Annotated in this window: 24 protein-coding genes and 1 pseudogene; 13 read left to right on the top strand and 12 right to left on the bottom strand. The window is 64.3% G+C overall.

Features of this window, described 5'->3' with window-relative positions:
* Positions 1 to 276: 276 nt before the first annotated feature.
* From V3330_RS08535 to V3330_RS08520, 4 genes are all read left to right on the top strand, one after another.
* On the top strand, positions 277 to 1686 hold the full coding sequence (locus V3330_RS08535) for a cytochrome ubiquinol oxidase subunit I (protein ID WP_354694974.1): 1410 nt from the start codon (positions 277 to 279) through the stop codon (positions 1684 to 1686).
* The gene (gene cydB / locus V3330_RS08530) at positions 1683 to 2687 is read left to right on the top strand and encodes a cytochrome d ubiquinol oxidase subunit II (protein WP_354694973.1); all 1005 of its coding nucleotides are present in this window, start codon (positions 1683 to 1685) and stop codon (positions 2685 to 2687) included. The genes V3330_RS08535 and cydB overlap by 4 nt, the downstream gene beginning before the upstream one ends.
* The gene (locus V3330_RS08525) at positions 2687 to 2824 is read left to right on the top strand and encodes a DUF2474 domain-containing protein (RefSeq protein WP_354694972.1); all 138 of its coding nucleotides are present in this window, start codon (positions 2687 to 2689) and stop codon (positions 2822 to 2824) included. The genes cydB and V3330_RS08525 overlap by 1 nt, the downstream gene beginning before the upstream one ends.
* 252 nt (positions 2825 to 3076) lie before the next feature.
* A complete protein-coding gene (locus tag V3330_RS08520; protein WP_354694971.1) occupies positions 3077 to 3661 on the top strand; it encodes a class I SAM-dependent methyltransferase in 585 nt (194 codons plus the stop codon).
* 20 nt (positions 3662 to 3681) lie between these two features.
* Here V3330_RS08520 and V3330_RS08515 read toward each other — a convergent pair whose 3' ends face one another.
* Together V3330_RS08515 and V3330_RS08510 are read right to left on the bottom strand one after the other, a co-directional pair.
* The gene (locus V3330_RS08515; protein ID WP_354694970.1) at positions 3682 to 4686 is read right to left on the bottom strand and encodes a cysteine synthase A; all 1005 of its coding nucleotides are present in this window, start codon (positions 4684 to 4686) and stop codon (positions 3682 to 3684) included.
* Positions 4687 to 4843: 157 nt separating this feature from the next.
* On the bottom strand, positions 4844 to 5284 hold the full coding sequence (locus V3330_RS08510; protein WP_354694969.1) for a DoxX family protein: 441 nt from the start codon (positions 5282 to 5284) through the stop codon (positions 4844 to 4846).
* 76 nt (positions 5285 to 5360) lie between these two features.
* Here V3330_RS08510 and V3330_RS08505 point away from each other — a divergent pair, with 76 nt between their 5' ends.
* Together V3330_RS08505 and V3330_RS08500 are read left to right on the top strand one after the other, a co-directional pair.
* On the top strand, positions 5361 to 6272 hold the full coding sequence (locus V3330_RS08505) for a LysR family transcriptional regulator (RefSeq protein WP_354694968.1): 912 nt from the start codon (positions 5361 to 5363) through the stop codon (positions 6270 to 6272).
* A gap of 228 nt (positions 6273 to 6500) precedes the next feature.
* Positions 6501 to 7037 carry a lipid-binding SYLF domain-containing protein gene (locus tag V3330_RS08500; RefSeq protein ID WP_354694967.1) on the top strand — a complete coding sequence of 179 codons (537 nt, stop codon included), beginning with the start codon at positions 6501 to 6503 and terminating at the stop codon, positions 7035 to 7037.
* A gap of 65 nt (positions 7038 to 7102) precedes the next feature.
* Here V3330_RS08500 and V3330_RS08495 read toward each other — a convergent pair whose 3' ends face one another.
* Together V3330_RS08495 and V3330_RS08490 are read right to left on the bottom strand one after the other, a co-directional pair.
* Positions 7103 to 7801: a hypothetical protein gene (locus V3330_RS08495; protein ID WP_354694966.1), complete on the bottom strand. Its 699-nt coding sequence runs from the start codon at positions 7799 to 7801 to the stop codon at positions 7103 to 7105.
* Positions 7802 to 7911: 110 nt separating this feature from the next.
* Positions 7912 to 8817, bottom strand: coding sequence for a diacylglycerol/lipid kinase family protein (locus tag V3330_RS08490; protein WP_354694965.1), 906 nt, complete (start codon positions 8815 to 8817; stop codon positions 7912 to 7914).
* Between the two features lie 98 nt (positions 8818 to 8915).
* On the opposite strand from V3330_RS08490, the gene V3330_RS08485 reads away from it, so the two are divergent.
* A complete protein-coding gene (locus V3330_RS08485; protein WP_354694964.1) occupies positions 8916 to 9977 on the top strand; it encodes a hypothetical protein in 1062 nt (353 codons plus the stop codon).
* Here V3330_RS08485 and ligA read toward each other — a convergent pair.
* The 3 genes from ligA to smc are packed head-to-tail and all read right to left on the bottom strand — an operon-like array spanning position 9956 to position 16351.
* Positions 9956 to 12019, bottom strand: coding sequence for an NAD-dependent DNA ligase LigA (gene ligA, locus V3330_RS08480; RefSeq protein ID WP_354694963.1), 2064 nt, complete (start codon positions 12017 to 12019; stop codon positions 9956 to 9958). The genes V3330_RS08485 and ligA overlap by 22 nt on opposite strands.
* 15 nt (positions 12020 to 12034) lie before the next feature.
* Entirely contained in the window at positions 12035 to 12805 is a 771-nt protein-coding gene (zipA, locus tag V3330_RS08475; protein WP_354694962.1) for a cell division protein ZipA, read from the bottom strand.
* 48 nt (positions 12806 to 12853) lie between these two features.
* A complete protein-coding gene (gene smc / locus V3330_RS08470; RefSeq protein WP_354694961.1) occupies positions 12854 to 16351 on the bottom strand; it encodes a chromosome segregation protein SMC in 3498 nt (1165 codons plus the stop codon).
* 146 nt (positions 16352 to 16497) lie between these two features.
* Between smc and queF the strand changes: the two genes are divergently transcribed.
* A complete protein-coding gene (queF, locus tag V3330_RS08465; RefSeq protein WP_354694960.1) occupies positions 16498 to 16887 on the top strand; it encodes a preQ(1) synthase in 390 nt (129 codons plus the stop codon).
* A 3-nt stretch (positions 16888 to 16890) separates the two neighbouring features.
* On the opposite strand, the gene V3330_RS08460 is transcribed toward queF, so the two are convergent.
* The gene (locus V3330_RS08460; protein WP_354694959.1) at positions 16891 to 17187 is read right to left on the bottom strand and encodes a BolA family protein; all 297 of its coding nucleotides are present in this window, start codon (positions 17185 to 17187) and stop codon (positions 16891 to 16893) included.
* Complete coding sequence (locus V3330_RS08455; RefSeq protein ID WP_354694987.1) at positions 17184 to 17486, bottom strand: YciI family protein; 303 nt, start codon at positions 17484 to 17486, stop codon at positions 17184 to 17186. Before V3330_RS08455 ends, V3330_RS08460 begins: the two co-directional genes overlap by 4 nt.
* Before the next feature lie 159 nt (positions 17487 to 17645).
* Between V3330_RS08455 and V3330_RS08450 the strand changes: the two genes are divergently transcribed.
* The 5 genes and pseudogenes from V3330_RS08450 (at position 17646) to V3330_RS08430 (ending at position 21745) form a co-directional block, all read left to right on the top strand.
* Positions 17646 to 18260, top strand: a complete 615-nt coding sequence (locus V3330_RS08450; protein ID WP_354694958.1) for an L-threonylcarbamoyladenylate synthase — start codon at positions 17646 to 17648, stop codon at positions 18258 to 18260.
* Between the two features lie 137 nt (positions 18261 to 18397).
* The gene (locus V3330_RS08445; RefSeq protein WP_354694986.1) at positions 18398 to 19186 is read left to right on the top strand and encodes a segregation and condensation protein A; all 789 of its coding nucleotides are present in this window, start codon (positions 18398 to 18400) and stop codon (positions 19184 to 19186) included.
* 82 nt (positions 19187 to 19268) lie between these two features.
* Positions 19269 to 19898 (top strand): annotated as a pseudogene (gene scpB / locus V3330_RS08440) (SMC-Scp complex subunit ScpB); the annotation flags it as partial.
* Positions 19899 to 20174: 276 nt separating this feature from the next.
* Entirely contained in the window at positions 20175 to 21101 is a 927-nt protein-coding gene (locus V3330_RS08435; protein WP_354694957.1) for a pseudouridine synthase, read from the top strand.
* Positions 21098 to 21745, top strand: a complete 648-nt coding sequence (locus V3330_RS08430) for an HD domain-containing protein (RefSeq protein ID WP_354694956.1) — start codon at positions 21098 to 21100, stop codon at positions 21743 to 21745. The genes V3330_RS08435 and V3330_RS08430 overlap by 4 nt, the downstream gene beginning before the upstream one ends.
* Positions 21746 to 21811: 66 nt before the next feature.
* Here V3330_RS08430 and V3330_RS08425 read toward each other — a convergent pair whose 3' ends face one another.
* The 3 genes from V3330_RS08425 to rnr form a co-directional block, all read right to left on the bottom strand.
* Positions 21812 to 22402 carry a nucleoside deaminase gene (locus tag V3330_RS08425; protein ID WP_354694955.1) on the bottom strand — a complete coding sequence of 197 codons (591 nt, stop codon included), beginning with the start codon at positions 22400 to 22402 and terminating at the stop codon, positions 21812 to 21814.
* A gap of 87 nt (positions 22403 to 22489) precedes the next feature.
* Positions 22490 to 23248: a 23S rRNA (guanosine(2251)-2'-O)-methyltransferase RlmB gene (gene rlmB / locus V3330_RS08420; protein ID WP_354694954.1), complete on the bottom strand. Its 759-nt coding sequence runs from the start codon at positions 23246 to 23248 to the stop codon at positions 22490 to 22492.
* A complete protein-coding gene (rnr, locus tag V3330_RS08415; RefSeq protein ID WP_354694953.1) occupies positions 23245 to 25413 on the bottom strand; it encodes a ribonuclease R in 2169 nt (722 codons plus the stop codon). Before rnr ends, rlmB begins: the two co-directional genes overlap by 4 nt.
* Positions 25414 to 25628 lie beyond the last annotated feature (215 nt).

The raw sequence follows: 25628 nt of genomic DNA, 5'->3' as shown, positions 1-25628 counted from the left end.
TTTGGGTTCTCCCCAAATGCAGTCATGTGTAAACCATGTGCTCGGAATATTCTGTCAGCTATCTGTCGATAAGCTCATCAAAGGCCTGCGAGAAATCGCGGGCCTTTTTTTGTTTCAGTAAAGCCCAACACCCTTCGCGCTCTCCTGCGAGCATCAGGTGCAATTTGAATTATCAATAGTCGGCATCGAACAATTGAATTGTACTTTTAAATAAGCAAACCCTAATATTGACGTTGCCCCGTCTTCCGACTTTCTATCTCTGCAGGACGAACTAAAGTGGAATCCCTCGACCCGGTGCTTCTCGCGCGGATCCAGTTCGCGTTCACCATCAGTTTTCACATCGTATTTCCCGCGTTCACCATCGGTCTGGCCAGCTTTCTGGCGGTGCTCGAAGGATTGTGGCTGGCGACCGGGCGCGAGGTGTTCCTGCGGCTGTTCCGGTTCTGGTTGCCGGTGTTCGCGGTCGGCTTTGCCATGGGGGTCGTATCGGGCATCGTGATGAGCTACCAGTTCGGTACCAACTGGGGACCGTTCTCGGAGATGACCGCACCGATTCTCGGCCCGCTGCTGGCCTACGAGGTGCTGACGGCGTTTTTCCTGGAAGCCGGCTTTCTCGGCATCATGCTGTTCGGGCTGGAGCGGGTCGGACCGCGGCTTCACTTCACGGCCACGGTGCTGGTGGCGGTCGGCACCCTCATTTCAGCCTTCTGGATACTGTCGGCCAACAGTTGGATGCAGACACCGACGGGCTGGCTGCTGGAGAACGGGCGATATGTACCGGAATCGTGGCCGGCGGTGATTTTCAATCCGTCTTTCCCCTACCGCTTCATCCACATGGTGCTGGCCGCCTACCTGAGCACCGCATTCGTGGTCGGTGCGACCGGTGCCTGGCACTTGCTGCGCAACCGCGCCAGCGAACCGGCCCGCATGATGTTCGGAATGGCCGTGTTGATGGCGGCAGTGGTGGCGCCGGCACAAGCGGTGGTCGGCGACCTGCACGGACTCAATACCCAGCAACATCAGCCGGCCAAAGTGGCGGCCATGGAGGGACACTTCGAAACCCGCCGCGGTGCGCCACTCATTCTGTTCGGCATGCCGGACATGGAGGCCGGGGAAACCCGCCATGCACTGGAAATCCCCAAGCTGGGCAGTCTGATACTCGCGCATGACCCGGACGGCGAGGTCACCGGCCTGGACGCTTTCCCGCGCGCGGACTGGCCCAACGTTCCGATCGTGTTCTGGACCTTCCGCATCATGGTCGGCATCGCCCTGCTGATGATCGCGTTCGGTCTCACCGGCGCCTTTCTGGCCTGGCGCCGCCGGCTGTTCGGCTCGTCCACGTTTCTGCGCTGGGCCATTGCCATGGGACCGCAGGGGTTCATTGCGCTGTTGGCCGGATGGTTCGTCACCGAGGCAGGCCGCCAGCCATACCTGGTATACGGACTGATACGCACCGCCGATGTGGCTTCTCCGATCGGCGCACCGGGCGTGGCCGGTTCGCTGCTGGCCTTCGTGGTGGTCTACCTGCTGGTGTTCGCAGCCGGTACGTTCTACCTGCTGCGTCTGATGCGCCGCATACCGGAGGAAATCGGCATGCGCTCGCTGAAACAGGGGCCACTGCGCAGCGGCGGCCCCGGCGAGGCCGCGGTCTCCGGCCATCATGACGATCCGGAGGTGACGTCATGAGCCTTGACCTGCCCACCATCTGGGCGCTGTTGATCTGCATCGCCATCCTCGCCTACGTGGTTCTGGATGGCTTCGATCTCGGTATCGGCATCCTGTTTCCGCTGGGGCGTAACAAGGAAGAACGCGACACGATGATGAACACCGTGGCGCCGGTCTGGGACGGCAACGAGACCTGGCTGGTGCTGGGCGGTGGCGGGCTGTTCGCGGCTTTTCCACTGGCCTATTCGGTGCTGCTGACCGCCTTCTATGCCCCGGTCATCGGCATGCTGCTCGCGCTGGTGTTCCGCGGCGTCGCCTTCGAGTTCCGGTTCCGAACCGAGCGTTGGCGGCCGCTCTGGGATTTGGCGTTTACCGGCGGCTCGACCCTGGCCGCATTTTTCCAGGGGGTGATGGTCGGCGCCTTCGTGCAGGGTATCGCGGTGCAGGACCGGGTCTACGTCGGTGGCTGGTTCGACTGGCTGACACCGTTCTCCATCCTCACCGGCATCGCCCTGGTAACGGGCTACGCGCTGCTGGGCGCCTGCTGGCTGGTCATCAAGACCGACGGCAGCCTGCAGCGCCGGATGCGCGATCTGCAGGTACCGCTGGGAACGGCTGTCGTGGCCCTGATCGGGCTGGTCAGTTTCGGCACCGTTCTGGAAAACGACGCGGTGCGTGATCGCTGGTTTGCGCTGGGCTCGTTGCTGATCCTGTGGGGCATTCCGCTGGCCACCGCCGCGATCGCGGCGGCGTTTTTCCTTGCCGTGAAACGGGGACGCGAAGTCCTGCCGTTCGTCCTCTCACTGGGCCTGTTCGCGGTTTCTTTTGCCGGCCTGGTCGCCAGCCTGTACCCCCACCTGATCCCGCCCCACATCAGCTACCGGGAGGCCGCCAACGCGGATTCCAGCCTGAGTTTCATGCTGGCCGGCACCCTGGTGCTGCTGCCGGTCATCCTCGGTTACACCGGGTACTCTTACTGGATTTTCCGCGGCAAGGTTCGGCCCGGCGAGGGATACCACTGATGCCGCGCGAACAGGACGCGCCCCCGCGATCACCGGCCTGGAAGAAAGGGCTCTGGTTCGTGACGCTGTGGGTCGGCGGTGTCGTCGCCGTTTCGACGCTGGCCTGGCTGGTTCGGCTGCTGATTCCCGCCACTTGACCCCGGCTACCGGAGGTCCACTCATGCCCGCTTGCGGTCGGTCGCGGCCGCGGCGAAAAATGTTTTTGCGCGAGTGCCGGCCGGGCGGCTACAATCCGCACGCCGTCCGGGCCGACGTGCCGGGTCGTTCTTCCGGTGTCGCGAACCGGGATTAGCGCGCCGCCCGGATGGCTTTCGCATTAACCCCTGCTCCACTTGCCGGCGAGCCACTGCCGTCTGGCCCGTCAGCGCAGGCTCGCGTATCGTTCCCCCATGGGCAAAATTCGCGACAGCGGTATGCCGGAAGCATCCACCTGGGACGGATTTTTCGCCCCGGAACGAATTCTCGATGCCCTCAATTGCCGCGATCTCGAACACGACATCGTGGATTTCGGCTGTGGCTACGGAACGTTCACACTGGCCGCGGCACGGCGCACGGCCGGCACGGTGCACGCGCTGGACATCGAAGCTGACATGATCGACCGGGTTCGTGACCGGGCGGGCGTGGAAGGCCTCGCCAATATTCGCACCGAGTGCCGCGACTTCATCCGCAACGGGACTGGCCTGGCGGATGCCTCATGCGACTACGCCATGCTGTTCAACATCCTGCACGCCGAAGCACCGCTCGAACTTCTGCGGGAAGCCGCCCGCCTGCTGCGGCCCGGAGGGCGGATCGGCATCGTCCACTGGGTGCACGACCGGCCGACGCCGCGTGGCCCCGATCCGGCCATCCGGCCGCGGCCGGACCAGTGTTGCGCCTGGCTGGAGGCCTGCGGTCTGTCCACGGAAGTCCCCGGCTTGCCCCTGCCGCCACATCATTTCGGGGTCGTCGGCCGCCGCGCCCCAATCACGCGCTGACCGGCGTCAAGGCAAAAAATCTAGGCTTCGAGCCAGTTCGGTACCGGCAGATCTTTTTCCCGGAGAAAGGCCGGGTTGTAGAGTTTCGACAGGTAGCGCTGGCCGAAGTCGCACAACACCGTGACCACGGTGTGTCCCGGGCCCAGTTGCCGGGCCAGCTTGATCGCGCCCGCCACATTGATGCCACTGGAGCCGCCCAGGCACAGACCTTCTTCCTGCAGCAGCGGGAACAGCACGTCCAGCATCTCCGCGTCGGTTACCTGAAACGCATCGTCGACCGGCGCGCTGCCGATGTTGGCGGTGACCCGGCCCTGACCGATGCCTTCGGTGATGGAGTTGCCCTCGGCCTTCAACTCGCCGTGCTTGAAGTGATTGAACATGCATGAACCCATTGGGTCGGTCAGGGCAATGACCGTCCCGGGATTGCGCTCCTTCAGATAACGGCCGACGCCTGAAATCGTGCCACCCGTGCCAATGGCACAGCAAAAAGCATCGACGGTTCCGTCGGTGTCGCGCCAGATTTCCGGCCCGGTGGAGCGGTAATGGCCGTCGCCGTTGGAAAGGTTTTCCCACTGGTCGGCGTAGAGCACGCTCGCGGATTCACTGGCGCGAAGTTCATCAGCCAGCCGTTCGGCCACGTGCACGTAGTTTTCGGGGTTCTTGAACGGCACGGCAGGCACTTCGTGCAATTCAGCCCCCAGCAGTCGCAGCGCGTCCTTCTTCTCCTGCGCCTGGGTGTCGGGAATGGTGATGACGGTGCGGTAACCCCGCGCCCGGCCGACCATCGCCAGTCCGATCCCGGTATTGCCGGCCGTGCCTTCGACGATGATGCCGCCAGGCTGCAGTTCTCCGCGTTCCTCGGCATCGAGAACGATGAATTTCGCTGCGCGGTCCTTGATCGAGCCGCCCGGGTTCATGAATTCGGCCTTGCCGAGTATCGTACAGCCGGTTTCCTCCGAGGCCCGCCGCAGGCGGATCAACGGTGTGTCGCCGATGGCATCGAGCAGGTTGTCGCGTACGTCCATGGAAGTTCGTCCCCCGTGAAGCTCTGTGAGCCCTCTGCGTTGCGAGGGTCGATTGTAGCCAAGACGGGCGCCGAAAACAGCATGGCGACCGACCATTGGAACGGTGGCCGCGGCGCCGGGGAACGAGTGAAAACGGGCGCCGCGGCCAACCAGCGGCTCAGCTCTCCAGTGCCAGGTTCGCGGCGGACCCGGACCGGCTCACCGGACGTGTGCCCAATGCGAACGCGCCCGCACCCAGCAGTGTCTGGACCAGGGACATAACGGCCAGCAGGAGTGGATACTCCCAGCCGCCACCGGCATTGGAGAATACCCAACCATTACCCGCGTGCGCCCAGGTGGCGCCGAGCATGACCGGAATCAGCGCCGCCGCGGCCAGGCGTACGCGCCAGCCGGCCAGCAACATGAATCCGGCCGTCACCTCGATGGCGAATACAAAATAGGCCAGCCAGGCGGGCAAACCCAACGAAGCGAAGTACTGAGCAGTGCCTGGCAAGGTGAAAATCACGCCTTTCAGATACAGGCTGTGCGTCAGTGCCACCACACCCAGAGTCATGCGTGTCAGCGCGATACCCCAGGATTGAAGTTGTTTATCGTTCATGACCAATCTCCTTTCCAAAGTCAGTGGCTGAAGTTTGCAGGTTGCGTTACTGCAAGTAAATTCGCAAAATATGAAAATGAATATTGCAAATTTGCAAACTCTGGACTGGGATGATCTGCGTGTGTTCAACGCCATCGTCGGCGCCGGTTCGCTGAGTGGTGCCGCGGAACAGTTGGGGGTCAACCACTCGACGGTGTTCCGCCGCCTCCGGCGCCTCGAGCAATCCATGGGTGCGCGTCTGTTCGACCGCCTGCCCCAGGGTTACGTGCTGACCACGGCCGGGCATACGCTGGCCGAGCATTCCGGGCGGATCGGCGAGGAAATCGACACGCTGGAGCTTCGTCTGCTCGGCCGCGACTACCGGCCCAGCGGCACCATCCGGGTCACCGCACCCGACAACATCGCCTACAACTACCTGCCCCGCCACTTCGAAACCTTCCGCGCCCGATATCCCGACATCCGCATTGAACTCATCGTCGGCGCGGCCTCGCTGGATCTGTCACGCCGCGAAGCGGATATCGCGGTTCGCGCGACTTCCAAACCGCCCGAGCACCTCGTCGGTCGGCAAGTTTGCCGCTTTGCCTGGTCCTTTTACGCAGCACCCGCCTACCTCGAAGCCATGGGTCGTGTCGACGAACAGAGCCGGCTGGAGGGCCACCGGCTGATCGCCGCTGAGGGTTCTCTGACCCGCCTGCCCGCACTGCAGTGGATCGACCGCAACGCCGCACACCAGGTGGTAGCCCGCTGCAACACACTCAACGGCATAGCCGCATTGGCACTGAGTGGTCTGGGGATCGCCCTGCTACCGGACGATCAGATGCGACCCGGCCTGGAACGGCTGTTTCAGCTCACCCCGCGCGTCACCAGTGACCTGTGGGTCCTGACCCACCCGGAACTGCGTCGAACCGAGCGCATTCGTTTGTTGATGCATCACCTGAGCGAGGAGTTGGGAGACGAGAATTCCCGGCTTCGCCAGGCGCCGGGCTGAAGGAAGTGCAGAATGCGGCTGACAATCGGGCCGCAAACGTCTGATTACACGCGACAGAACGGCCCCGGGCAGGACGGGAAGGATCACATCGCCGAACCCGCCAATGGAACGGTCGGTATGAATGTGCTTAACTTCGCAATCGTAAACCCGGCGGATTCCGGCGGAGCCCGGAACCAACCCGGGCTTCAACGGTCCATCCCGGTGCCCCATACCTGACAGGAGAACACCATGCGCCAGACCGCGCTCACGATGATCGGATTGTTTCTGTTGCTGTCTGAGACGGCCTTCGGCGCCTGGGAACCGGACGCCAACAACCAGATGGAACTGGCCGTCCAGGAAGCCATTCTGGCCATCAAGGAAAAAGATCCCGGCATGAACGACTGGTTCGCCAATTCCGCCGGCTATGCCGTGTTTCCCAAAGTCGGAAAGGGCGGTATCGTCATCGGTGGCGCACACGGAAAGGGCCTGGTGATCGCCAATGACCAGGTAATCGGCGAGACCTCGCTGACCCAGGCATCCATCGGCCTGCAACTCGGCGGCCAGGTCTACTCCGAGTTCATCTTTTTCCGCGACCAGACCGCTCTTTCCGACTTCCAGCGCGGCAATTTCGAACTCGGCGCACAGGCTTCGGCGGTCGCGGTAACGCTCGGTGCATCGGCGGACGCCAGCTACAACAAGGGCGTGGCCATTTTCACCAACGTTTCAGGCGGGCTCATGTACGAAGCCTCCGTTGGCGGCCAGAAATTCAAGTACGAGAGTCGCTGAGCCAAGGCTGAGCCTCCGGAACCACGGGTCGTGACCTGCGGCCCCGGCCATGACGAGTGCCGGGGTCAGTTCCCGGCCGACCCGGCCGAAGCGGAATCACCCGGGTCTTGTGGATCCGGCGCGACCAGCGCCGGAGTAACCTCAACCGCGTGCAGATAGAACCCGGAGCCGGCGCGGCTGAGACGCACGTTGACCCGGCCCGCCTGGGTCGTGCGAATCCCCACCAGAACGTGCGTCAGTGACCCATCATCGCTCACCTCGAGATCGGCGCCGTCAGCGACGATCGAGTAGATCCCTGAATCCCAACCGTTAACCGCGAAGTCCACCAGATAGCCACCCCCGGCCTCCGCGTTGAGGCTGAGTATCACCACGCCTTGCCCGCCCGTGGCGAAATGGGCGCCATGCACGGGATCGACCCGGTGCGGGTCCTGCAACACCAGATGCCCGGCCGCGGCGTCGAGCGAATGAGCCGGCGACATGCGGATCGTGCCTCCAGCGGCGGAATCGAACAGGTCCGTAACGATCCCCGCACGTTGATCCTCGGTTAGCGCAGCCGGCGGGCGGGGACGTTGAACACCCGGTGCGGCGGGTGGCAGCACGGCGGGAATCCGCATGGCCGGCCGCAGCTCGACGACTTCAGGCACGTTCGATCCCGGCGGCACGGACTTCGCAGCCCCGGAGCCGCCCCCCTGCGAACTCACTGGTATCCCGGCCAGCGCGATCATCACGCCCGTCAGCGATAGCCAACCCACGATTGAACTCACCGCGCTCTCCCATCTGCAGCAGATGCGATCAGACTAGAACGGGTCCCGGGCCGGTGCAAGCCAGTATCAGAGGAAGCAGAAGTCGGCCAGTCACCGGGTTCGGGCCATGCTCAGCGGCAGAAAACCCTCAGCGCGCGTGGCAGGCAGCGCATTTCCGCCGGCATGGTCCCGCGGAACTCACCATCCGCCATCAGGCCGAGGCCGGCCGGCGCGACCAGGCGGATTGCGCGGGCCCGCAGCATGCGAACCTCCGGGCGTTGCACGTGGCGTCCCGTAAACACCATCGGAAACAGCCTCAGCAGCTTCCACCGCGGCATGCGGGAAACCAGGGTAACGTCGAACTCACCGTCATCGCAGCGAGCCTGAGGCGCGATCAGAAAATGGGTGCCGGTGTAGCGGGTGTTGGAGATTTCGGCGAACAGAAGATCCTGGTCGAGCACCCGGCCATCCAGCTCCAGGCGAAAGCGATAGCTGCGCAAACCCATCAGGCGCCACAGCACGGCCCAGGTGTAGGCCGAGCGGCCGAAGGCTTTCAGGCCCTGCGCGGTCCGCCCGGCGTCGACAACGAATCCGGCACCGATGACATTGACCCAGTAAAAGCGGTCGGCGCCGGTTCCGTGATCCAGGGAACGGTATTCGCCGACATCCACGAGCCGGGTTCGCCCCGCCGCCAGCAGGTCGACCGCGCCGCGCCAGTCACCGGGTTCAAGACCGAGATCGCGGACAAAGGCGTTGCCGGTTCCCACCGGAATGACACCCAGCACCGGCCGATCGGCCGGCGCCAGGCGCATCAAGCCATTGACCACGCCGAAGACCGTGCCATCGCCGCCCACGGCGACCACCGCATCGTAGCCGGACAGTGAATCAGCGCGCAGGCCGGTGGCCAGACCGGCGTCCGCCACCGACAGGACGTCGAATCGGAAATCACACGCGCTCAGAGATTGGCGAATGGCTGGCAGCAAGCGGCCGGCCCGGCCCCCGCCCGCCGCCGGATTGGGCACCAGTAGAAGCTTCATGCCCGCGCGGGCGCCAGGAATCGAAAATCTAGAACCGGCATGCCGGAAACTCCCGGTGGGTACAGATGGCGATGATTCTATCCTGATACTCTGGAACGATGGAAAAGCCGCCAGAATCCAAGGGCCCTGGCCGCCTGTCGCCCGGGCTCCGCCGTGCGACACGCATCATGCTGGCCAGCCTGCTGTTGACCGTCGCCTGCGACGGCCGGGAGCCGCCTGCCGGAGACGACGACGCAAGCCTTGCAAACGAACGCGCTCCGCAGCAAGCAGGGGGATTCGAGCGCACAGGCGTCATCGACTCACCAGAACTGGACGAGATCAGCGGCCTTGCGGTGACCGGCAGCGAGCACTATGTCGTGCACAACGACGACGGCCCTCCCCGGCTGTATCTGCTCGACAGTCTCGGCAAGCTAGTGCGCCGACTGGATCTGGCGCCGGCGGAAAACCAGGACTGGGAAGACCTGGCCGTTGTGCCGTCAGCAAGCGGCTCGCTGCTGGTGGTGGGCGACATCGGTGACAATCTGAAAACACGGGATTCCATTCAGCTGTATTTCACCGAACTGCCGACGCCACCCGAATCATTCACTGCAGCCGCCGGGGACGAGGCCGGTCCGCTTCCGGTGATTCACGGCCTGCGACTGCGCTATCCGGATGGCGCCCACGACACCGAATCCCTGGCCTACGAGCCGGCGTCACATCGACTCATTCTGCTCACCAAGCGCGATCAGCCGCCGCGCTTGTATGGCATCGGCGTGAATACGGCGCTGCACACCGACGAAGCGGTGCTGGAATATCTGGGTGAACTGAAAACCTTGCGCCCGCCCACTCCGGCCGACCTGCTGCTCGACCCACTGCGTGGCGCCTGGATATCCCAACCGACGGCACTGGATTTCAGCCGCGACGGCCGCACGGCCGCCGTGCTGACGTATCGCAGCCTGTATGTTTTCCGGCGCGAAGCCGAAGAGGATTGGGCCTCCGCCTTCAACCGCCGCCCGGTGGAATACACCGGTCCGCCCGACACCCACGACGAGGCGGTCGCGTTCGATGGCGCGGGACGAATCGTGGTCACGACCGAAGGCCGGCCGGCGCCGCTGTACCGCCTCGTGCTTCCCGAGGACAGCGGCGCGGTTCGGTCCGCTCAGTCCGAATCGAGACCGTGATCCGCCAGCAGGCCCCGAAATTCGTCGTCATCGATGATGCGTACGCCCAGCGACTCGGCCTTCTCGCGCTTGGAACCCGCCTCTTCGCCAGCCAGCACGACGTCGGTTTTCTTCGACACGCTGCCGGTGACCCGCGCGCCGAGTGATTCCAACAGGTTTCTGGCCCGCGCCCGGGGCATGGACAGCGTGCCCGTCAACACCCAGGTCTGCCCGGCCAGAGGCTGCTCGCCTTCCGGAGCTTCCGGTGCCTGTGGCTCCACACCCGCTTCCTTCAGCGCGGTGAGCACATCGCGGTTGTGTTCTTCCTGAAAAAACGCGTGCACATGGCTGGCGACGACCGGTCCGACATCGGGTACTTCCAGCAGGTCGTCGATCCCCGCGGCGGCCAGTCGTTCCATGGAGCCGAACTGCCGGGCCAGCGATTGCGCAGTCACCTCACCGACCTCACGGATACCCAGCGCGAACAGCAGCCGCCCCAGTTCCGGTGATTTGCTGCGTTCGATTTCGTCCAATACGTTGCGGGCCGATTTCTCGCCGATCCGTTCGAGGGCGACAAGGTCATCGAGCCGCAGGCGATACAGGTCCGCCACCGATGTCACGAGGCCGGCCTCCACCAGTTGATCAATCAGTTTCTCGCCCAGCCCCTCGATGTCCAGCGCCTTGCGCGAGGCAAAATGCATGATGCTTTGTTTGCGCTGAGCCGGACACACCAGGCCACCGGTGCAGCGCGCCACGGCCTCGCCTTCCACCCGCTCGACGGCGGATCCGCACACCGGGCATTCGCTGGGCAGTTCAAAAGGCTCGGGGTCGCCCTCACGGCGTTCAGGGACCACCCGCGCCACTTCGGGAATGACGTCGCCGGCGCGGCGAACGACCACCCAGTCGCCGACCCGGACGTCCTTGCGGCGAATCTCGTCGAGATTGTGCAGGGTTGCATTGGTCACGGTCACCCCGCCGACAAAGACCGGCTCAAGGCGGGCCACCGGCGTCAGCGCACCGGTTCGGCCGACCTGGACTTCGATGGCCAGCAGCCGGGTGATTTCCTCCTGGGCCGGAAACTTCCGGGCCAGCGCCCAGCGCGGTGCGCGGCTGACGAATCCGAGGGTTTCCTGGTCTCGACGGCCTTCGACCTTGAACACGACCCCGTCAATGTCGTAAGCGAGTTCCCCGCGTTTTTCGCCCAGGTCACGGAAATAGTCGAGGCACCCCCCGGCATCGCGCACCCGCCGAACTTCCGGATTGACCGGAAAGCCCCATCCGCGCAGGGCTTCAAGCACTTCGAACTGGCTTTCGGGCAAGCCCGTATCCGCCACCGCGGCATAGGCGAAGAACGCCAGCGGACGGCGCGCGGTAAGCCGTGAATCGAGTTGCCGCAGGCTGCCGGCCGCCGCGTTGCGCGGATTGATCAGTTCCTTGCCGCCCTCTACCCTGGCCCGGGCGTTGTATGCCTCGAAACCTTCCAGCGGCATGTAGATTTCACCGCGAACTTCCAGGTCGCCGGGCCAGCCCTTGCCGCGCAGCTGCAGCGGTATGGCGCGAACGGTACGCACGTTGTCCGTCACGTCCTCGCCGGTCAGTCCGTCGCCCCGGGTAGCGGCCTGAACCAACCGGCCGGCGTCGTAGCGCAGCGAAATCGCCACTCCGTCCAGCTTGGGCTCGGCGACGTAGTCCGCATGCTCCACTTCAAGACCACGCAGCACCCGGTCGTGGAAGGCTTCGACTTCCTCGTCCTCAAACGCATTGGCCAGGGACAACATCGGCCGGCGATGGCGCACTTCCTCGAATCCGGAAGACGGCGGCGCACCGACCCGACGCGTGGGCGAGTCCTCGGTGGCCAGGTCGGGAAAAGCCGCCTCGATGTCTTCCAGTTCGCGCAGCAGGCGATCGTACTCGGCGTCGGGAACGCTGGGTTCATCCAGCACGTAGTAGCGGTAGTTGTGACCTTCGATTTCGCGGCGTAACTCCGCTGCGCGCCGCTCCGCGTCATCGCGGCTCTCCGACGCACGGTTCCGGCCAGACGGATGATCCGAATCCGGGCTCACGGACGGTGACGCTCGTCAGGACAGGGACTTGCGAGCCTGTTCACGGTCATACACCCTCATCTCCTCGCGCAAGGCCACTTCTTTCTGCCGCGTAAATGGCTCGTGCTGGTCATCCTGGATTTCGGCATTCAGAATTTCCGACAGCCGGCGCGTGGAAGCCAGCATGGCGTCCCAGGCGTCCAATGCGAGCATCGGTCCCGGCAGCGGCATGAACACCGCCAGCGCCTTGGTCTCGAAGGTGTTCCACGCGTCCCGGTCGAAATAGCCGGGCTTGACCGCGTTGGCCAGGCTGAACAGCGGCTGGTCGGACCCTTCCGCCTGGCGATGAAAGATATCCAGATCGCCAAACTCCAGCCCGGTCTTGATCGCGGCTTCCAGCAATTCCGCGCCGGATATCACGTGATTGTCCCGGGCGAGCAGGAACAGGGTGACGATTCGGTCGGGCGGCGGACCCGTGGGTCGGCTCGGACGGCGCGGCGCCGGAGCCGGTTCGCCGGACCCGGGGGTTTCGGAAGACCCGGCAGTCTCGACGCCACCTTCATCGATCGGCAGCTCTGCCTGGCCCTGTACCGGATCAGGCCCGGCAGAATCCTCCGGCCGGGCATCCGTGCCTGGCTCAGCGCTGGCCGCGCACAGGGTGGGTTCGCGCCGCACGCCGGCCGGCTGCGGCTTACGCCGCGATGCCCTGGGCTTGCGCTTGCGCTCGGGATTGCCGAACAGAAAGATCGAGATCAGGATGACGGCCCCGATCGCGATGATGATCCATCTCAAGGTCGCTGAGTCCATAGGTTTCGTCTCATTGGCCCGCAAAGGCCCGCGGGCCCGGTAAAATCGCTAGCTCGCCGCCAGCTGGGCCGCCTGGTCGATATCCACCTGAACCAGACGCGACACGCCGGGCTCACGCATGGTCACGCCGGCCAGTTGCTGGGCCATTTCCATCGTGATCTTGTTGTGCGTCACGAAGATGAACTGCACGGTTTCCGACAATTCCTGCACCATACCGGAAAACCGGGCGACGTTGGAATCATCGAGTGGCGCGTCCACCTCGTCCAGCAGACAGAACGGAGCCGGATTGAGCTGGAAGATGGCGAACACGAAAGAAACGGCCGTCAGCGCCTTCTCACCACCAGACAGCAGGTGAATGCTGCTGACCCGTTTACCCGGGGGTCGCGCCATGATGCTGACACCGGTCGTCAGCAAGTCGTCTCCGGTCAATTCCAGGTAGGCGTGACCGCCGCCGAACAGGCGCGGAAACAGTTCCTGAACACCCTTGTTGACCCGCTCGAAGGTTTCCTTGAACCGGGTGCGGGTCTTGCGGTCGATCTTGGCGATCGCCTCCTCCAGGGTGGCCAGAGCCTGGCACAGATCCTCGTTCTGTGCGTCGAGGTATTCCTTGCGCTGCTTTTCTTCCTCAAACTCGTCGATGGCCGCGAGATTGACCGGCTCCAAGCGGGTGATGCGCTCGCCCAGGCGCTCGAGTTCGGCCTCCCACTCCGCCACCTCGGCGGCATCGGGCAGGTCCGCGGCCAGGGCCTCGACATCGCCGTCGAGTTCCTCGATCTGACGTTCCAGGTTTCGTGCGTTGAGTTCGAGTTCCTGCTGTGCCAGGCGATCGCGCTCGAGTTGCTGGCGGATTTCATCGGACTGTTGCACCGATTTCTGCCGCTCGGCGTCGCGCTCCCGGTAGGCTTCCTCGAGTTGCTGCAATTCTTCGCGAGCCGCGGTCAGGCGGGCTTCGGTATCGGAACGCCGGGCTAGCAGCGCATCCATATCGGCCGCATGCGCCTTGTCCGGGTCTTCGGCACGGGCGAGTTGTTCACTGAGCGTTACGTAGCGCTGCTGAAGCTGACTGAGCTGCGTGTCCATGCGCTCGAGAGACTGTTGCAGGGAGTCCAGGCTCGCACGGCGGGATTCCGCCTTCAGGGCCAGGTCGTGCCGCCGGTCGCGCGCTTCGCGCACCCCGTTGCGGCTGGCGTCCCGACGCGCCATCAACTCGCTGCGTTGCGCATCCAGGCCGTCGCGCTCCTGCTTCATCGCGGCCATTTCCTCGACGTGCTGCTCGAGGATCGAACGGGCCGACTTGATCTTCTGCTGGTCGGCATCCAGTTGCTCACGCAATTCCGCCACTTCCTCTGCAATCGCGGCCTGGCGCTTGTCCATCATGGCGATGCTGGCGCGCCGGCTCTCGGCCCGGCTTTCGACTTCGCTGCGGCGTTGGTGCGCGCTGTTCACCGATTCCTGCAATTCACGGATGGACGCTTCCAGCCGGCCCAGTTCGGTCCGCTCCGCTTCGATGGCTGTGGATTGTTTGGCGACCTCGGCCGTGAGTCGCTCCACCTCGTCCCGCAAGTCCGCGATCGCTTTTTCCCGGGCCAGCATGCCTTCTTCGCCCGGCTGACCGCGTGCGACCCGGATCCAGCCCGACCCCAGCCATTCACCCCGGGGCGTGATAAACGACTCGGCCTCGTCGAGGTTTTTGCGCTCTTTCCAGGCCTGTACCAGCTCGTCAGCGACACGCACACGGTTCAGCCAGTCGACGACCACGTCCGGCGCGCCCTCAACATGTTCGGCCAGGGTACCGGACCGTGGCGCCACGTTGCCGGCGGTGTCATCAAGCAGTTCAACCAGCGAACCCTCGAGTCCGGCAAGCGCGCTGATGTGCCGATCGTCGTCGCGCGTCAGCACCGACTGCAACCACTGACCCAGCACGGTCTCGACCGCCAGTTCCCAGCCGCCGGCCACGCGCAATTTTTTGGCCAGGCGGGCAGCGTCGGCCAGGCCCTGCGCCTGCAGCCATTCGTCGTTTCCGCTTTCGGCCAGAGCCGCTGTCTGCACGGCCTGCAGGGACTCCAGCCGGCCCTCGCGGGTGTGGAGTTCGCGCTGCCGTTCCTGCACCTGGCGCTCGGTTGCGCGCAAATTGTCACGCCGCTCGGTGAGCTGCGAGCGAAGCTCGTCCAGTTGTTTCTGGTTCGCCGACTGTTCCGAGGCCAGCTTGACGGCCTCCTCCTCCAGGGCCGCCAGAGCCTTGACGAAGTCCGAGGTATCCGCCGTTTCGGTTTCCTGTTCCAGATTTTCGAGCCGGCGCGCGGCGCGGGCCATGCGCTCGTCGAGATTATTGATTTCGGCGCGTTTCAGATCGGCCTGGCGCTGCGACTCGGAATTGCGGTGATGATGGGCTTCGAAGGTTTCCTGCCACGACTGCACCTCCGCCTCGACAGCGGCCAATTGCGTATTGGCTTCCTCTTCTGCCTCGATCGCCGTTTTCAGAGCCGGCTCCACTTCGGCGAGCGCACGAGTCAGTTCCTCCACCTGGGCGCGGTCCAGCACAATGTGCTTTTCGATGTCGTTCAGCGCTTCTCCCGTTTCGTCGTAATCGGCGCGCTGCCGCGCTTGCAGTTCCCGGGCATGTTGAATGGTTTGTTCCAGGCGGGCGATTTCGCTGCCGACCGAGTACAACTCCCCCTGGACCTCATTGAAACGTTCCCCCGCCTGCCCCTGTTCCTGGTGCAGTTTCTCCAGCGCCGCCTCGGCATTACGCTGGCCGGCGATCGACTGCTGCAACGCGGTCTCGCGCTGCGCCAGTGCGGTGGAACCGGCATCGGCCTGCTCCTTGAGGGCGCGCCAGCGCAAGGCCAGCAGGCGTGATTCCTTCTCGCGTTTTTCCTTCTTCAGCTTGCGGTAGCGCTTGGCGGCCGCGGCCTGACGCTGCAGCCGGTTGAGATGCTTGCCCACCTCATCACGCAGGTCGGACAAACGCGCCAGGTTGTCGCGGGTGTGGCGAATGCGGTTTTCGGTCTCACGCCGCCGTTCCTTGTACTTGGATATGCCGGCCGCCTCTTCGAGGTGACCGCGAATTTCCTCGGGCCGTGCCTCGACCACCTCGGAAATCATGCCCTGCTCGATGATGGAATAGCTGCGCGAACCCAGCCCGGTTCCCAGGAACAGGTCGCGAACGTCCTTGCGCCGGCAACGGGTGCCGTTGAGGAAATAATTGGACACGCCATCGCGGGAGACCTGGCGCTTGACCGAAATCTCGTTGTAACCGGCGAACTGACCGGCCACCCGCCCGTCCGAATTATCGAAGATCAGTTCCACGGTCGCGGTACCCACCGGCTTGCGGGTCGATGAGCCGGAAAAGATGACGTCGGCCATCGACTCGCCACGCAGAACCTTGGCCGAACCTTCACCCATCACCCAGCGCACGGCATCGATGATGTTGGATTTGCCGCAGCCGTTCGGCCCGACAATGCCGGTCAGGTTGGTGGGCGCATGAAAGACGGTCGGGTCAACGAAGGATTTGAACCCGGAAAGCTTGATCCTGGCCAGCCTCATGCTGCACCGGGGCGCATTGGAATCGTATTCATTAAGTGGCTAAACTGCGTCGCTTGTTGAAGGGTTTATGGTAATTTTCCCAGTTCCGGCGAAAATCCACCGGTAAAATTCGTCAGCGCTTTTGTCAGGAATATTCAGGAGTTACCGTGAGCACCCGGCCCAGTACAGAACTAGAGGTATTTCCCAACCCGAAACCGACGCGGGATTATACCATTCGGATCGAGTCTCCAGAATTCACCTGTCTGTGCCCGAAAACCGGCCAACCGGATTTCGCCACCCTGCTGCTCGAGTACATCCCCGATCAGCGCTGCGTGGAGCTGAAATCGTGGAAACTGTACCTGTGGAGTTTCCGCGATGAGGGGGGATTTCACGAGGACCTCACCAACCGGATTCTCGACGATCTGGTCACCGCCCTGGATCCGCGCTACATCCGTCTCACTGCCACATTCAACGTCCGGGGCGGAATTTATACCACGGTCGAAGCCGACCATCGCAGTCCCGGCTGGAACGGCCCGGTCCCGGCCCGCACGGCCTGACCCTCAGTCGCCAGACCCGTCCGGAACGCGCGCCTCGATGGTCAGCGCGTGGATGTCGGTTTGCATCAGGTCTCCCAGGGCATCGTAGATGAGTCGATGGCGCCGGATCATCGGCAAGTCTTTGAATTCCGCCGCGGAGAGCCGCAGCCGGAAGTGACCGCGGCCGTCCCGTGCGCCGGCATGGCCGACATGCAGGTGGCTTTCGTCAATGATTTCGACCGTTCCGACCGTCAGCGCCGCGCGCAAACGCCGCTCCATTTCGGCTGCCCGCGCCGGCGCCCGCTCGGCCGCCCCGCTCATTTCGGCAGCACCCGTATGAACGGCGTCACTTCCACATCGGCGTACACGCCGGCGGCCACGTAGGGATCGGCATCGGCCCAGGCGCGGGCGTCATCCAGTGAATCGAATCGCGCGACGATCAGTGAGCCGTGGAAGCCCGCGGGCCCCGGGTCGGGAGCATCAATCGCGGGACGGGGCCCGGCCACCAGCAAACGGCCCTGGTCCTGCAGTTCGCGCACACGCTCGAGATGCGCCTCCCGGACCCCCGGCCTGCGCGCCAGTCCATCCTCGGCATCCCTGGAATAAATCACGTACCACATGTTCGGCTCTTCCACCTTCGCAGTCACTGGCTCAAACGAGGCAGCTTACGCGCAGCGCGCACCGCGCTCAAGCCGTTCGCAGCCGGGATGCATCAAGGCCTGTTCAACAGGCATGCACAGGCCCTAAAATGGCTTCCTGCAATCGGTAGAGTCCCGCACTTGAGCGAACGAATCGACATTGGCCAGCGCGGCGTCAATCCGCGACACGTCGACTACATCGCCGGCGTTCTCATTCGCGGCGGATTGATCGCGTTGCCGACGGATTCCGGCTACGCATTGGGCTGGCGGGCCAGCAGCCGCAAGGCCAGAGAACAGGTGATCCGGATCCGCCAACTGGATCGCAACCACCATTTCACCTACAGCTGCCGGTCGCTGTCGGATGTCGGTCAATTGGCGCAGGTCGGCAATACCGAACACCGCCTGATCCGCCAGGCGACGCCTGGCCCTTTCACCTTCATACTGCCGGCCACGCGCCAGGTGCCGCGATGGGCCCAGCAGGGCAAGCGCCGGACCATCGGGGTGCGCATTCCCGATCATGACCTGGTCCAGGCCCTGCTCGACGCCATGGATGAACCCATCCTCAGTTCGTCGCTGCTGTTGCCCGAGCAGGACGAAGAGATTCTCGACAACGAGGATCTGTATGATGCCGTGCACGGACTGGTGGATCTGTTCGTTGATGCCGGCTATTGTCCACTGGAACCGACCACCCTGGTCGATCTCACTTCCCAGCCCCCGGTGGTCCTGCGCCAGGGGCGCGGCGTGATAGACTTCTGAGCTGTAATCGCAGCACCCGCGAGCGGATGACCGCGCGCTTTCGCCTCGATTGAAACGCGGCCCTGACTGAAACGAGACACCTATTGGAAGCCCACGCCGAATCTGAAACCCCGGCCGTCGAAGCGCACCAGGAAGAGATGCCTTTCGCCATCGTGCAGGGCCAGCCGGTCACGCAATTGCCGCAGGACCTGTACATCCCGCCGGACGCGCTGGAGGTGTTCCTGGAAGCGTTCGAAGGTCCGCTGGATCTGCTGCTCTACCTGATCCGGCGCCAGAACCTGGATATTCTGGACATTCCGATCGCCGAGATCACCCGCCAGTACATGGGCTACATCGACATGCTGCGTGAGCTGCAATTCGAACTGGCGGCCGAATACCTGGTGATGGCCGCCATCCTGGCGGAGATCAAGTCGCGCATGCTGTTGCCGCGACCGCAGACCGAGGACGGGGAAGAAGAGGATCCGCGCGCGGAACTCGTCCGCCGGCTGCAGGAGTATGAGCGGTTCAAACAGGCCGCCGAAGACATCGACGCCATGCCGCGGCGGGAGCGGGACTTCGCGGTACTCGAGGCCTGGGTCGAAGACCGGCAGGTGATCCGCATCCCGCCCGAAATCGGCCTCAACGACATGCTGAGCGCCCTGCGCGACGTCATGGGACGGGCCGAGCTGTTCGGTCATCATCACGTGGAGCTCGAACCACTGTCGGTGCGCGAACGCATGACCCGAATCATCGATCGCTTGCGCGATATTTCACACTGCGAATTCACCGCGCTGTTCACCCTGGAAGAAGGCCGCATGGGTGTGGTGGTAACGTTCCTGGCGCTGATGGAATTGTCCCGGGAGCGCCTGGTCGATCTGTTTCAGAACGAACCCATGGGTACCATCTATGTGCGCCGGCCGGGTGCTGACGGCGCACTGGCCGATTGACGTCAGCCTGGAGACCCCGCCGCATGAATCATCCGAAATCATTCATACCCGCACAGCCGAAGGTCCCGGAGTAGAAGCCGCCATGTCCGAGAATCCAGCGTCCAGCACGGAGCTGAAATGCATCATCGAAGCCATTCTTCTCGCCGCGGGAGAGCCGCTGACCGTCGCCCGGATCGCGTCGGTATTCGAGGAGAAGGAAGCACCGGCGCACGGCGATATCGCCCAGGCCCTCGAGGCTCTGTCGACCGACCTTGAGCACCGCGGAATCGAACTGGTCGAAGTGGCCTCGGGCTTTCGTTTGCAGACGCGGCCCGAGCTGGCACCATGGGTGCAGCGCTTGTGGGAAGAGCGCCCGCAACGGTATTCCCGCGCCCTGCTGGAGACCCTGGCGCTGATCGCCTACCGCCAGCCGATCACGCGTGGAGAAATCGAAGAGGTCCGCGGCGTATCGGTGAGCTCCAGCATCGTTCGCACCCTGCAGGAACGCGAGTGGATCCGGGTCGTGGGCCATCGTGACGTACCGGGCAAGCCCGCGCTGTTCGGTACGACCAAAGCGTTTCTGGACTACTTCGAACTCAAAAGCCTGGATGATCTGCCGACCCTGGCTGAAATTCGCGACATGGAAAACCTCGAACCGGAACTCGCGTTTGAAGGTGCGACGGAGGGTGCAGCCCCGGAATCCGCGGAGGCGGCCTCCTCGGCCGATACCGATGAAGTCACGGACGAAACGGACGCCGTGGAAGAGAACGCCGGAGACGAAGAGGACGGGTATGCAGCCGCACCCTCGGAAGACACCGATACATCCGGCGCCGGGGAAGACGAATCGATAGCCGAGGCCGCTGAAGGCGACGCCTCGGCCGAACCGTCCGGGGACCCGGGCGACGACACCACGACCGAAAATTCCGGGGAGCAGGACAATGATCCGCAAACCGAAGACCAGGCGCCGGGTGACCGTACCCCGACCGAAGCCTGAAGTACCGGTTTCGCGATGAGTCCGAAGCGCAAGATGGCCGCGGGCCGAAAGGGGCGCGGCCCGGCGCGCCGGCCGGGCCGGCAAGCCGCCCCGGGCGATGAGAGCCGGCCAGAAGCCACGCCGGAGCGGCTGCAGAAAATCATGGCCGCATCCGGACTGGGTTCGCGCCGCGGACTGGAGGAGCGAATTCGCCAGGGCGCGGTGAGGGTGAATGGACGCAAGGCCGAACTGGGGCAATCCGTCGGGCCCGGTGACCGAATCACCTACGGCCACGGGGACTGGACCGTGACCGCGAGCCCGGTGACGCAGCGCACCCTGCTGTACAACAAGCCCGAAGGCGAGGTCACGTCACGCGCCGACGAAGCCGGTCGGCCAACGGTGTTCGACCGTCTGCCCCGGCTCAAGGGGGCCCGCTGGGTCGCCATCGGCCGTCTCGATATCGCGACCACGGGATTGCTGATTCTCACCACGGATGGCGAACTCGCCCACGCGATGATGCACCCGTCGAACCAGGTGGACCGCGAGTACGTTTGCCGGGTTCGCGGTGATGTGAGCGAAGACGAGGTCGAAGCGCTGCGCACCGGCGTGGAACTGGAGGACGGCCCGGCCCGATTCAACGACATTGACCGGCTGGGCCATGCCGGCACCAACCCCTGGTTCCAGGTCACCCTGCTCGAAGGGCGCAACCGGGAAGTCCGGCGCCTGTGGGAATCACAGGGCCACCAGGTCAGCCGCCTGAAACGGGTGCGCTACGGCGCGGCACGCCTGCCCCGGGGCCTCGCCCTGGGCCGGTGGTCGGAACTCGGCCCGAAGGACCATCGAGTGCTGCGCACAGACGTGGGACTGTCCGCGGCGACCCACCGGCTGACCCTCGAGCCTCGGGGCGGCAAGGGTTCCGAAAAGCGGTCGTCACCGCGATCGCGCAAGGGAGGGAAACGGTGAAACTTCAGGAATTGCAGGATCTTTGCGAAGGATTCGTGAGAAGAGTCGAAGCGGCAGACCACGCACACGACATCGGACACGTTCAGCGAGTGGTGCGGAATACGGCATGGCTGACCGGTGAAGAAAATGCCGACCCGTGGATCACCCTCCCCGCCGCCTGGCTGCACGATTGTGTCGCCGTCGCCAAGGACAGTCCACTGCGCGCCCAGGGCTCACGCCTGGCCGCCGATGCGGCCGCCGAATTCCTGCGCGGCATCGGCTATCCGGAAGATCAACTCGACGCCGTTCGCCACGCCATCGAAGCGCACAGTTATTCCGCCGGCATTCCCGCTGACACCCTGGAGGCCCGGATCGTTCAGGATGGAGACCGGCTCGATTCCCTGGGCGCCATCGGCATCGCCCGCTGCCTGCTGGTCGGAGGACGCCTGAACCGGCCGTTGGCGAGTGCCGACGATCCGTTCTGCGATGAGCGCGATCCGGACGACAGCCTCTACACCATCGATCATTTCCACAGCAAACTACTGAAACTGCCGGATTTGATGCAGACCGACGCCGGACGGGCGGAAGCCCGGCGCCGCGCTCAGCGGATGCAAGACTGGCTGGACGACCTGCGGGCGGAAATGCTGGAAGGCCACCGCGGCTGACGGACGGGGGAATCGCCGCCGCGGAAGCGCCGCGACGGCCGTGAACGGCCCGCCCCGTTCGCCCGTTCAGGATTGACCGGGATGGTAGATGGCACCCGCGCCGTCGGCGTATTCGCTCAACACCCGCGCGGCTTCGGGCCGCATCAAGTCAAGGCGCACCGCGATGCCGCGCTGCTCCAGGCTGGCAGTCCAGTTCTCGGGCTTGTCACCCTCGTCAAAACCCGCGGCCTCGGCATCTTCGCGCCGCGCACCGCAGACCAGGCTGTTGATACCGGACCACGGCACCGCACCGAAACACATGGAACACGGTTCGCAGGAGGTCACCAACTGCATCGGCCCGGCCTCGGCCAGATTCCAGGAACCCACCGAACGCTGGGCCAGGCAGAGCGCGATGATCTCGGCATGCCCAATGGACAGGTTTTCACTGGTGACCACGTTCACGCCCACGCCCACCAGCCGGCCGGTATCGTTATGAACCACGATGGCGCCGAACGGCCCCCCGGTCTCGCGCCGCACATTCTCGGCGGAAAGGCTTACCGCCATCTGCATCCGGTGCTCCGCCGAATCCAGTGCCATGCCACGCGCATTGAGCCAGTGGCCTACCCAGGAATCTACCCAGGCCGGCAGCGCGGCTTCAAAATGATGATGCAAACTCATGGTTGATTCACTCGCCAATCGGTAAGAATCCAGGCGTCACCGTAGCCGCACGAACACCCGCGAGCAAGACATGAAGATCTCGAGCGCTTATGGCCGGCCGGTATCACGCTGACGGACTGCTTCGAACAAACAAACAGCGGTGGCCACCGAAACGTTCAGGCTGTCCACCGAGCCGGACATCGGAATCGACACCAGATGGTCGCAGTGCGAAGCGGTCAGCCGGCGCAATCCCTTCCCTTCCGCGCCCATCACGAGCGCAAGCGGGCCGTTCAGGTCCATGCGGTACAGCGACTCGTCACCGCGATCGCTGGTGCCGACCAGCCAGATGCCTGCATCCTTCAGCTGGCGCAGCACACGGGCGAGATTGGGCACCATGACCAGCCCCAGCGTCTCGGCCGCCCCGGCAGCGGCCCGGCGCACCACCGGCGTGATACCACTGGCGCGATCGCGGGGCAATACCACGAAATTCACCCCGGCTGCATCGGCCGAACGCAGGCAGGCCCCCAGGTTGTGGGGATCCTGAATACCGTCGAGCACCAACACCAGCGGCGGCCCTTCGACGGCCTCCAGCAAGGCGGGCACATCGGCCTCGCCGTGAATATTGTCCGGGCGGAACCAGGCGATCACATCCTGGTGCCGCTGCTGATCACAGGCGCGATCGAGATCGTGGCGCGGATGGCGCTCGACCGTCACCGCGGCCGCCCGGGCCGTTTTTTCCAGCTCGGCCACGCGGGAATTGCGGCACTCGGCGGCGATCCACAGGCCGGTGACGGACTGCGGCGATGCTTGCAACGCGGACGACACGGGATGAATGCCGATCAGCAACTGACGGGCTTCAGAACTCATTCTTCGGCGAGATGGAAATCAACCTTGCGCTCGTCCACATTGACCGCCATGACGCGCACCCGCAGCTTCTGCGCCAACTGAAACACCCGTCCCGCCCGGTCGCCGGTGAGCCGGTGGACGACCGGGTCGAAGTGATAGTAGTCGTTCGGCAGCGACGTGATATGCACCAGGCCGCTGACCCGGTATTTCTCCAGTTCGACGAACAGACCAAACGATGTGACCCCGGTGACCTGGCCCCGAAATTCATCGCCGATGTGTTGCTGCATGAACACGCACTTCAAACGCTCGGCCACATCCCATTCGGCCTCCTCCGCGCGGCGCGAGGTGTGCGAACAATGGTCGCTGAGTTCGCCGATGTCCTTGCGGCTGTACCGGTAACCATCCGCCTTGCGATGTTCCAGTACGTGGTGGATCGCGCGGTGCAGCAACAGGTCCGGATAGCGCCGGATCGGTGAGGTGAAGTGCGCGTACGCCTCCAGCGCGAGACCGAAATGGCCGGCATTGGTTTCCTGGTAGGAAGCCAGGCTCTGGGAGCGCAGCAACATGGCCATGATCAGGTCCTTGTCATCGCGGCTCTTGATCTGCTGCACGATGCGTTCGAAATCCATCGGCTCGGGCCGGTTCTTCCAGGTCTTGCGGATTCCCAGCCCGGCCAGGAACTGCTCCAGTTTTTCGGTCTTCTCCGGCGGCGGCGGCTCATGGGCACGAAACGGCGCCGGAATACGCTGCTGCAGAATGAATTTGGCCGCCTCGACATTGGCGGCGATCATGCATTCCTCGATCAGCATGTGGGCGTCGTTGCGCTCATAGGGCTGAATATCGCCCACCGCACCGCGTTCGTCGAAGACGAAGCGCACTTCCGTGCTTTCGAAATCGATCGCGCCGCGGCGATTGCGCGCCCGGCGCAGGGCCTTGTACAGGCTGTAGAGATCACGCAGGGAAGCCGAGACCGCAGGCAGGCCTTCACGGATATCGCCTTTGCCGTCGACCAGCCACTCCCAGACCTGGTTGTAGGTCAAGCGGGCCTGGGAGCGCATGACGGCGGAATCGAAGCGCGCACGCGTGACCTGCCCTTCTTCGTTGATCGACATGTCACAGACCAGGCACAGCCGGTCGGCCTCGGGATTGAGCGAACACAATCCATTGGACAGCGCTTCGGGCAGCATGGGTATCACGCGGCCCGGAAAATAGACCGATGTCGCCCGGTTCTGCGCCTCGTCATCCAGCGGCGATCCTGGCTGGACATAGCTGGCCACATCCGCGATGGCGACCACCAGCCGCCAACCATTCTTGCGGCGCTGGGCAAAAACGGCATCATCGAAATCCCGCGCATCCGCACCATCGATCGTCACCAATGCGAGATCTCTCAGGTCGCGGCGGCCCTCGATCATGGATTCGTCGATCTTCTCGCCGAAAGCTGCCGCCTCGGCTTCCACCCCGTCCGGCCATTCGTGCGGCAGGTCGAAGTTTCGAATGGCGATTTCGGTGGCCATGCCCGGCGCGCCGCTTTCACCAAGGATTTCAACGATTTTGCCCAGGGGCGGCTTGTGTTCCGCGGGCGGGCGGACGAGTTCCGCCACCACGACCTGGCCCGGTTTGGCCTCACCGGTCTGGTCGAGCGGAATCAGAACATCCTGGTTCAGCCGCGGATCGTCCGGCACCACGAAAGCGACTCCACTTTCCCGCACGAAGCGTCCAACGACGCGTTCGTGCGCGCGCTCCAGCACCTCGGTGATCGCCCCTTCCCGACGACCACGGTGGTCGATTCCGGTCACGCAGGCCAGCACCCGGTCGCCGTGCATCACGCTGCGCATCTGGCGCGGCGACAGATAGAGATCGGACTCGCCGTTGTCGGGAATCACGAAGCCGAAACCGTCCTTGTGCGCGGTCACCCGGCCACGCACCAGGTCCATGCGTTCCGGCAGACCGTAGGCACCGCCCCGGTTGCGGACGAGTTGGCCGTCGCGCAGCATGGCGCGCAGGCGGCGGCGCAGAATTTCACGGCTGTCGGTGGACTCCACCCCGAGCCGCGAGACGATGTCCTTGCGTTTGAGCGGACGGCCGTGATCCTCCAGCAAATCGATGATCGTCTGCCGGTCCGGTGCTTCCGCGTCGATGCGGCCTGACGGGCTATCCCCGCCACTCTTACGCCGGTTTCGGCTCATCGGGTTGTTCCTGGCTGTTTTTCAGTTTTCATGGGTGCATTGTATCGTGAATGACCCCGCCTTCCGCGGGTTTCCGCCCAGGCCCCTCATCCCGGCCGATACCGGGGCGCGGCGTCCTCCCGGATATTGACAGGCCGGGTCCGAATCACTACAGTACGCACCGGTTCGCAGGTTCCCCCCTTACCTCGAGCCAACCGGGCAGAGGCTCACCCCTT

It is taken from the genome of Elongatibacter sediminis (assembly GCF_037892215.1).
GTDB classification, from domain to species: domain Bacteria; phylum Pseudomonadota; class Gammaproteobacteria; order Xanthomonadales; family SZUA-36; genus Elongatibacter; species Elongatibacter sediminis.
Note: the sequence above shows the minus strand (reverse complement) of the source record. Positions and strands in the feature narration are given on the sequence as shown.